At 35.2% G+C, this 5,618-nt stretch carries 9 protein-coding genes and 1 pseudogene; 6 read left to right on the top strand and 4 right to left on the bottom strand.

Annotated elements, in window-relative coordinates:
* Together JWP71_RS17255 and JWP71_RS17250 are read right to left on the bottom strand one after the other, a co-directional pair.
* Positions 1 to 299, bottom strand: a pseudogene (locus JWP71_RS17255) (serine protease); the annotation flags it as partial.
* A gap of 13 nt (positions 300 to 312) precedes the next feature.
* Positions 313 to 885 carry a sigma-70 family RNA polymerase sigma factor gene (locus JWP71_RS17250; protein WP_299502573.1) on the bottom strand — a complete coding sequence of 191 codons (573 nt, stop codon included), beginning with the start codon at positions 883 to 885 and terminating at the stop codon, positions 313 to 315.
* Between the two features lie 249 nt (positions 886 to 1,134).
* Here JWP71_RS17250 and JWP71_RS17245 point away from each other — a divergent pair, with 249 nt between their 5' ends.
* The 3 genes from JWP71_RS17245 (at position 1,135) to JWP71_RS17235 (ending at position 2,272) form a co-directional block, all read left to right on the top strand.
* Positions 1,135 to 1,380 carry a hypothetical protein gene (locus JWP71_RS17245; RefSeq protein WP_299502572.1) on the top strand — a complete coding sequence of 82 codons (246 nt, stop codon included), beginning with the start codon at positions 1,135 to 1,137 and terminating at the stop codon, positions 1,378 to 1,380.
* Positions 1,381 to 1,778: 398 nt separating this feature from the next.
* Complete coding sequence (locus JWP71_RS17240; protein WP_299502570.1) at positions 1,779 to 1,958, top strand: hypothetical protein; 180 nt, start codon at positions 1,779 to 1,781, stop codon at positions 1,956 to 1,958.
* Between the two features lie 131 nt (positions 1,959 to 2,089).
* A complete protein-coding gene (locus tag JWP71_RS17235) occupies positions 2,090 to 2,272 on the top strand; it encodes a hypothetical protein (RefSeq protein WP_299502568.1) in 183 nt (60 codons plus the stop codon).
* 70 nt (positions 2,273 to 2,342) lie between these two features.
* On the opposite strand, the gene JWP71_RS17230 is transcribed toward JWP71_RS17235, so the two are convergent.
* On the bottom strand, positions 2,343 to 2,804 hold the full coding sequence (locus JWP71_RS17230; RefSeq protein WP_299502566.1) for a PA2169 family four-helix-bundle protein: 462 nt from the start codon (positions 2,802 to 2,804) through the stop codon (positions 2,343 to 2,345).
* An 87-nt stretch (positions 2,805 to 2,891) separates the two neighbouring features.
* Positions 2,892 to 3,059 (bottom strand): phosphatidate cytidylyltransferase, encoded by a 168-nt coding sequence (locus JWP71_RS17225; RefSeq protein ID WP_299502564.1) that lies wholly within the window; start codon positions 3,057 to 3,059, stop codon positions 2,892 to 2,894.
* 208 nt (positions 3,060 to 3,267) lie between these two features.
* Here JWP71_RS17225 and JWP71_RS17220 point away from each other — a divergent pair, with 208 nt between their 5' ends.
* The 3 genes from JWP71_RS17220 to JWP71_RS17210 all read left to right on the top strand — a co-directional run bounded on the left by JWP71_RS17220 (position 3,268) and on the right by JWP71_RS17210 (position 5,461).
* Complete coding sequence (locus tag JWP71_RS17220) at positions 3,268 to 4,770, top strand: ATP-binding cassette domain-containing protein (protein WP_299502561.1); 1,503 nt, start codon at positions 3,268 to 3,270, stop codon at positions 4,768 to 4,770.
* 63 nt (positions 4,771 to 4,833) lie between these two features.
* Positions 4,834 to 5,064: a hypothetical protein gene (locus JWP71_RS17215; RefSeq protein ID WP_299502558.1), complete on the top strand. Its 231-nt coding sequence runs from the start codon at positions 4,834 to 4,836 to the stop codon at positions 5,062 to 5,064.
* Positions 5,057 to 5,461 (top strand): PIN domain-containing protein, encoded by a 405-nt coding sequence (locus JWP71_RS17210; protein ID WP_299502557.1) that lies wholly within the window; start codon positions 5,057 to 5,059, stop codon positions 5,459 to 5,461. Before JWP71_RS17215 ends, JWP71_RS17210 begins: the two co-directional genes overlap by 8 nt.
* The last annotated feature ends 157 nt before the right edge of the window (positions 5,462 to 5,618 follow it).

Genomic DNA, 5,618 nt, shown 5'->3' with positions numbered 1-5,618 from the left:
GCTACCGATATTTTTGAATGATGGTTGCGCCACAACTGCACTATCCATAACGGATGTACCATTAGGTTTTCTTTAAGCGTATGCACATCAATTTCCTGGTGAATTGCATTTAAACGGCTTTCCAGTTCAACGCGCTGCCCATATTGCTTTAACAAGTTGGTAAAAAGCTTATGTTCAACAACCTTTTTCTCAATATCGTCACTTCCCTTACGCAATAATTCAAATTTCTTGCGCTCATCAAGGCTCATGTCGCCATTAATATAACGTTCAATTTGTTCTAAAAGTTGGTTATCACTCATTTTCTTTCTCTCCTTATTTCTGCTGAAAAAACAATTTCTTCAGTCTTTGCAGGCATTTATATTTTTGCGTTTTGGCATTATCAGCATTAGTATAACCAAAACGTTCACAGATTTCCTGCATTGATCTGTTATATATATAAAAATCTTCCATAATGGTTTTGCAGGGTTCGCCTAATAATTGAAGTGCATTCTCCATTTTACCAAACTGTATGTTCCTGTCATTATGTTCTTCAACCTCGTCATCCGGTATAGGCAGATACTCCTCAAAATCTCTTATATCCCCGCCATACCTGTTTATCTGGCTTAATCTTTTTAACCAAAGTCTTCGGCAAATTGAATAAATATAAGTTTTAAGCTTACTGCTTAATTCAAAATCACCGGCTTTAATCTTATTATACAGAACAATTATAGCCTCCTGATATACATCCTTGGCATCGTCTTCATCACCGCTATTATTAAGAATTAGTTGTAATACCATCGGAAAATATGCTATATACAGCCGTTTTAAAGCAATTTCCGAATTATTAAGTATCCCAAGAATAACCTCGCTGTCTGTTGGTGCTGAATCTTTTAACTCTTTATTCACTACTTAATACTATTTATGCAAAATTGTAACCCATCATTGGCAATAAAAATCTAAATTAAATAAATATAATGGTTAGCCTTTTAATAATTTCTTTTCAGATAGCCCCAATTCCTATCCTATTTTAAGCCATTATACAATAACGCTTTCATTTGCAAACAATTAAACAGAACCAATAAAATTGTTTGGCATATTTAATGTATAAGGTTAGTAATTATTTATTTAAGATACATTTTATTTAACTGCACAACTATGAAAAACACATTTAAAAATGGCCTGCTGGCTTTAGTAATTACCGCTTCGTTAACAGCATGCAAGGGCAAGGGCTCTGCTGCAGTTGATTCTGTAAAAGCCGATTCATCTTTTGCAACCAGCGTAACAGACTCTATTAAAAAAGATACCAGCACCTTGCCGGATTCTTTAAAAAAGGATACTTCAGTTACCACCACTAAAACAGAGGTGAAAACGAAATCAACCGAGATCAGGAAAAAACCATAAAAACTTTTCTTATTATATTAAATTAGCTATAATACTTGCAAGGCAATATTACACCATTAGGAGGCTCCCATGGAGCCTTTCTAACTTATAGCTTTATTTCTATAAACAGGTGACTCCTCCGGAGTCAAATACGCGCTTTGTTTCAGCAAACATTGGCTCCGGAGGAGCTCCCTGTTTATAGACACAATACAAACCCTACTTTGGCTCCTATTGGAGCCTCCTTGATATAGGCGATACTCTTGAGTTATTTTAATGCCTTTGACCTGGCAATTTTTGCCTTTTTTTGCGCAAATTATAAATCCATTAAATCTATAGATTTTAGATTATTTTAATGATAGGGTTACCTTTTAACTATTAATGTATTAACCACTAAATTATTCACTTTTAAACATTAATATATGAAAAACGCATTCAAAATTGCTCTAGTAGCTTTAACTGTTACTGCTTTTGCAGCTTGTAAAGGTAGCGGATCTGCTGTTACAGATTCTGTTAAAACTGATTCTGTAAAGAAAGATTCTGTAGTTAAAGTTGATTCAGTTAAAACTGATACCACTAAAAAAGACACTACTAAAAAATAAATTTTTCAATTTTTATAGCTGATTATTAGCTTTTTATCAAAAGGTAACTCATTATTTTATAAATAGTGGGTTACCTTTTGTTGTTTATTGTATTAATAGCAAAACTATATAGTCACTTTTAAAAAATTATCATGAAAAACTCATTCAAAATCGCTGCATTAGCTTTAGCTATCACAGTTTCTTTTGCAGCTTGTAAAGGTAAAAGCACTTCAACTACAGATTCAGTTAAAACTGATTCAGTTAAAACTGATTCAACTAAAGTTGATTCTGCTAAAGTTGACACAGCTAAAAAAGATACTACTAAAAAAATGTAATCTTTGTTAGTTACAAACAAAAAAGCCCGGGTAATTTTACCAGGGCTTTTTTGTTTTGCAAAGCTATGTATTAGTGGTGTTGATGGTGAACAGAATCGCGCAATGCTTTAATTTCATCATGCGATTGCTGTAGAATAGCTTGCTGATCATTTAGTATATCCCTTATATAAGCCGGCAAATGCCTGTTCAAAGCTGATTGGTATGCTTTTTTTATTGCATCTTCACCAAACTCACACTCTTCTAATATACTTTTTTCGCTATGGCCGGTAAAGGTTGCTTTAATTTCAAGCCAGGTACGGTGTATAGTGCCACTCACACTGGTATCATTATCAACATCGCTGCCTAATACCTGTATCTCTCTGGCTAATGTTGATTTAAACTGCTGGCTCTCTAATATCTTATTGTTAAAAACAGATACCAGTTCGCCGTCATCTTTAGTTTCCTTTATGGCGTTTTCATATCCCGCAATGCGGTCATTGTTTATTTGAACCAGGTCATTCAAAGTTTCGATTATTTCTTTATTTCTTTCCATTTTAATAATTTATTTGGTTATAAAACTATACAACCAAAAGCGGGCCAATTATTAATTAAAAGATAATTTAATATCTAAATAGTAAAATTATGATCGGCCAGTAAACATCGAAAATATCCAGATAATAATTCCAATTACTATAACTACAGCTAATATGCCAACAAAAGCCCCCGCTTTAAATATATCGCCGATAACAGTACATCCGCTTAAGGCAATCATTGCCAAAACGAATAGGGTGATATTTAATTTTTTCATGGTTTAAATTATTTTCTAATCAGCATGCAATAACTACGCCTATCTGTCTTGATATTAAAATGTGCTTTATAGTTGGAATGATAATAAAACATTCTGTATAGCAATAGGTACAATACGCCCACATTTTTTATAAAACCAACACAATTATTACTTAATACATTAAGGCTTATTGGGGCTAGATAATTAATTTTGCCGCTTAGTATAAATTATGATCTCTCCAGTTTTTTCTATTCAACACGTAAGCGTTCGGTTTTTAAATGGCGTATTGTTTAATAACTTAAACCTTACAGTTAATAAAGGCGAAAACTGGGCGCTGGTAGGCGAAAGCGGATCGGGCAAAACCGCGCTGCTACAAACTATAGCCGGCAATTTCAATATAACAGCCGGCGAAATTAAATATCATTTTTTTGAAGAATATTTAAAACAACATCCCGATAACGCCGAACATTTAACGCACCATAAATTAGTTGCATTGGTTGAGGCTAAACACCATTTTAAAAACCTGTCAAACACCGGCGATTTTTATTATCAGCAGCGCTATAACTCGTCAGACAGTGAGGATGCTTTAACCGTTGAGGAATATTTACATACCATAAAACCTGCTCCCCAACCCAATATCTACTGGCATTTTGACAAGATAATCTCTACCTTAAAACTTGATAAATTAAGCGGTAAGCAGCTCATCAAGCTATCAAACGGCGAAACCAAACGGTTAAGAATAGCGGCGGCTTTATCAAAAAATCCGGTTTTATTATTAATGGACAGCCCGTTAACGGGACTTGATGTAGAAACCCGTAAAGAGTTTAACACTATAATTGAAGAGATAACAGCATCGGGCATTACAGTTGTTATGGCAACATCGCCTTATGAAATACCTGGCGCAATTACCAATGTGGCTGTGTTAAAGAATGGAGTTATAACTGCTATTGTTGCTAAAGATGAGTTTACACCACAATTAGTCGAGCCGCAAACACCGGATAGTATTGATAAGGAAGAATTAAGGTCATTATTAAGTGCTAACACTTCAACCGATTATCAGCAGATCATCAGCATGAATAAGGTGCATGTTAAATATGGCGATAACATTATTTTAAACGATGTAGACTGGCTGGTTAAACCCGGCGACAGGTGGGCACTGCTTGGGCATAACGGTGCAGGTAAATCAACCCTGCTAAGTTTAATAAATGGCGATAACCCGCAGGCTTATGCTAATGACATTATATTATTCGACAAAAAACGCGGTAGCGGCGAAAGCATCTGGGATATTAAAAAGAAAATAGGCTTTGTATCGCCCGAATTGCACCAGTACTTCCCTACGGACAATAGTTGCCTGCAGGTAATTGAATCTGGCTATTATGATACACTGGGTTTATTCAGGCCCAGCAATAAGGAGAGGGCAGAGACAGCTTTGCGCTGGATGAAAGCCTTAGAGATTGATAAATACGCCCGCACCTTATTAAAAAATATCCCCGCCAGCGCGCAGCGTTTATGTTTGCTGGCAAGGGCGCTGATAAAAAATCCTCCCCTTTTAATTTTTGATGAGCCCTGCCAGGGAATGGACACCCATCAGCAGCAGCACTTTAAAAATTTGGTGGATACCATTTGCGGGCTGAGTAAGGTTACGCTGATATATGTAACGCATTATCAGCAGGAAATACCGGATAGCGTGGATAGGGTTTTGAGGTTGGAGAAGGGATGTGTGGTGGAGTAGAAAATCATATAAATCAGTAATTCAAACAATTATTGCTAAATTTAATTTTGTAAATTTGTTAATATGATACGCACTATATTAAAAACTGATAATAACCAACTTACGCTTCAGTTGCCAAACAATATGGTTGGTAAAATGATTGAGGTCATTGCTTTTGAGATTGATCAGGTTAAGCCTGTTAAAGACCTCGAAAAGGCTGAAAAAATAGCGGCAATTGATAAAGCACTTAGCAAACATCGTGTAGATCTGTCTAATTTTAAATTTGACAGGGACGAAGCAAACGATTATGAGTAGGATCGCTCTTGACACTAATATATTAATATACCTACATGATGTCAATGAAGAATCTGACAAAAGAAAAAGAGCAAATGAATTAATTGCAACAACTCCTGTTATTTCACCTCAAGTTATAAGTGAATATCTGAATGTTTGCAACAAGCGGTTAAAAATGGCCAAACAGGATTCATTGGATTCATTGATGGCATGGTTACCATACTGCGAGCTTTCTTTAGTTGAACAAGATACTTACACCAACGCAATACGATTAATTCAAAAATACCAGTTTCAAATGTTTGATGCAATTATTGTAGCGTCCGCTTTAGTTTCGGATTGTACAATTTTATATTCAGAAGATATGCAACATAATTTAGTTGTGGACGGGCAGTTAAAAATTGTAAATCCTTTTGTTTAGTCTTTTAAATAAGCTACTCCCTCTATAAAATCACAATAATCCTACATTCAATTAAATAAGCGGTTAATACAATATTGTATATTTGCCCTATGAATACTGCCGATCTGTTACAGCGTGCTTCGCGGTTTGAATTTTTGAGTATTGAGGAAGGTGTGCA

It is taken from the genome of Mucilaginibacter sp., assembly GCF_028287845.1.
GTDB lineage: Bacteria > Bacteroidota > Bacteroidia > Sphingobacteriales > Sphingobacteriaceae > Mucilaginibacter.
This window is presented reverse-complemented; position numbering and strand designations above follow the sequence as displayed.

Bases quoted from the DNA above. Each gene is read 5' to 3' on its own strand.
- JWP71_RS17240 (WP_299502570.1), top strand. From the start codon at position 1,779: ATGAAAAACGCATTCAAAATTGCTCTAGTAGCTTTAACTGTTACTGCT.
- JWP71_RS17245 (WP_299502572.1), top strand. From the start codon at position 1,135: ATGAAAAACACATTTAAAAATGGCCTGCTGGCTTTAGTAATTACCGCT.
- JWP71_RS17220 (WP_299502561.1), top strand. From the start codon at position 3,268: ATGATCTCTCCAGTTTTTTCTATTCAACACGTAAGCGTTCGGTTTTTA.
- JWP71_RS17225 (WP_299502564.1), bottom strand. From the start codon at position 3,059: ATGAAAAAATTAAATATCACCCTATTCGTTTTGGCAATGATTGCCTTA.
- JWP71_RS17215 (WP_299502558.1), top strand. From the start codon at position 4,834: ATGATACGCACTATATTAAAAACTGATAATAACCAACTTACGCTTCAG.
- JWP71_RS17235 (WP_299502568.1), top strand. From the start codon at position 2,090: ATGAAAAACTCATTCAAAATCGCTGCATTAGCTTTAGCTATCACAGTT.
- JWP71_RS17210 (WP_299502557.1), top strand. From the start codon at position 5,057: ATGAGTAGGATCGCTCTTGACACTAATATATTAATATACCTACATGAT.
- JWP71_RS17230 (WP_299502566.1), bottom strand. From the start codon at position 2,804: ATGGAAAGAAATAAAGAAATAATCGAAACTTTGAATGACCTGGTTCAA.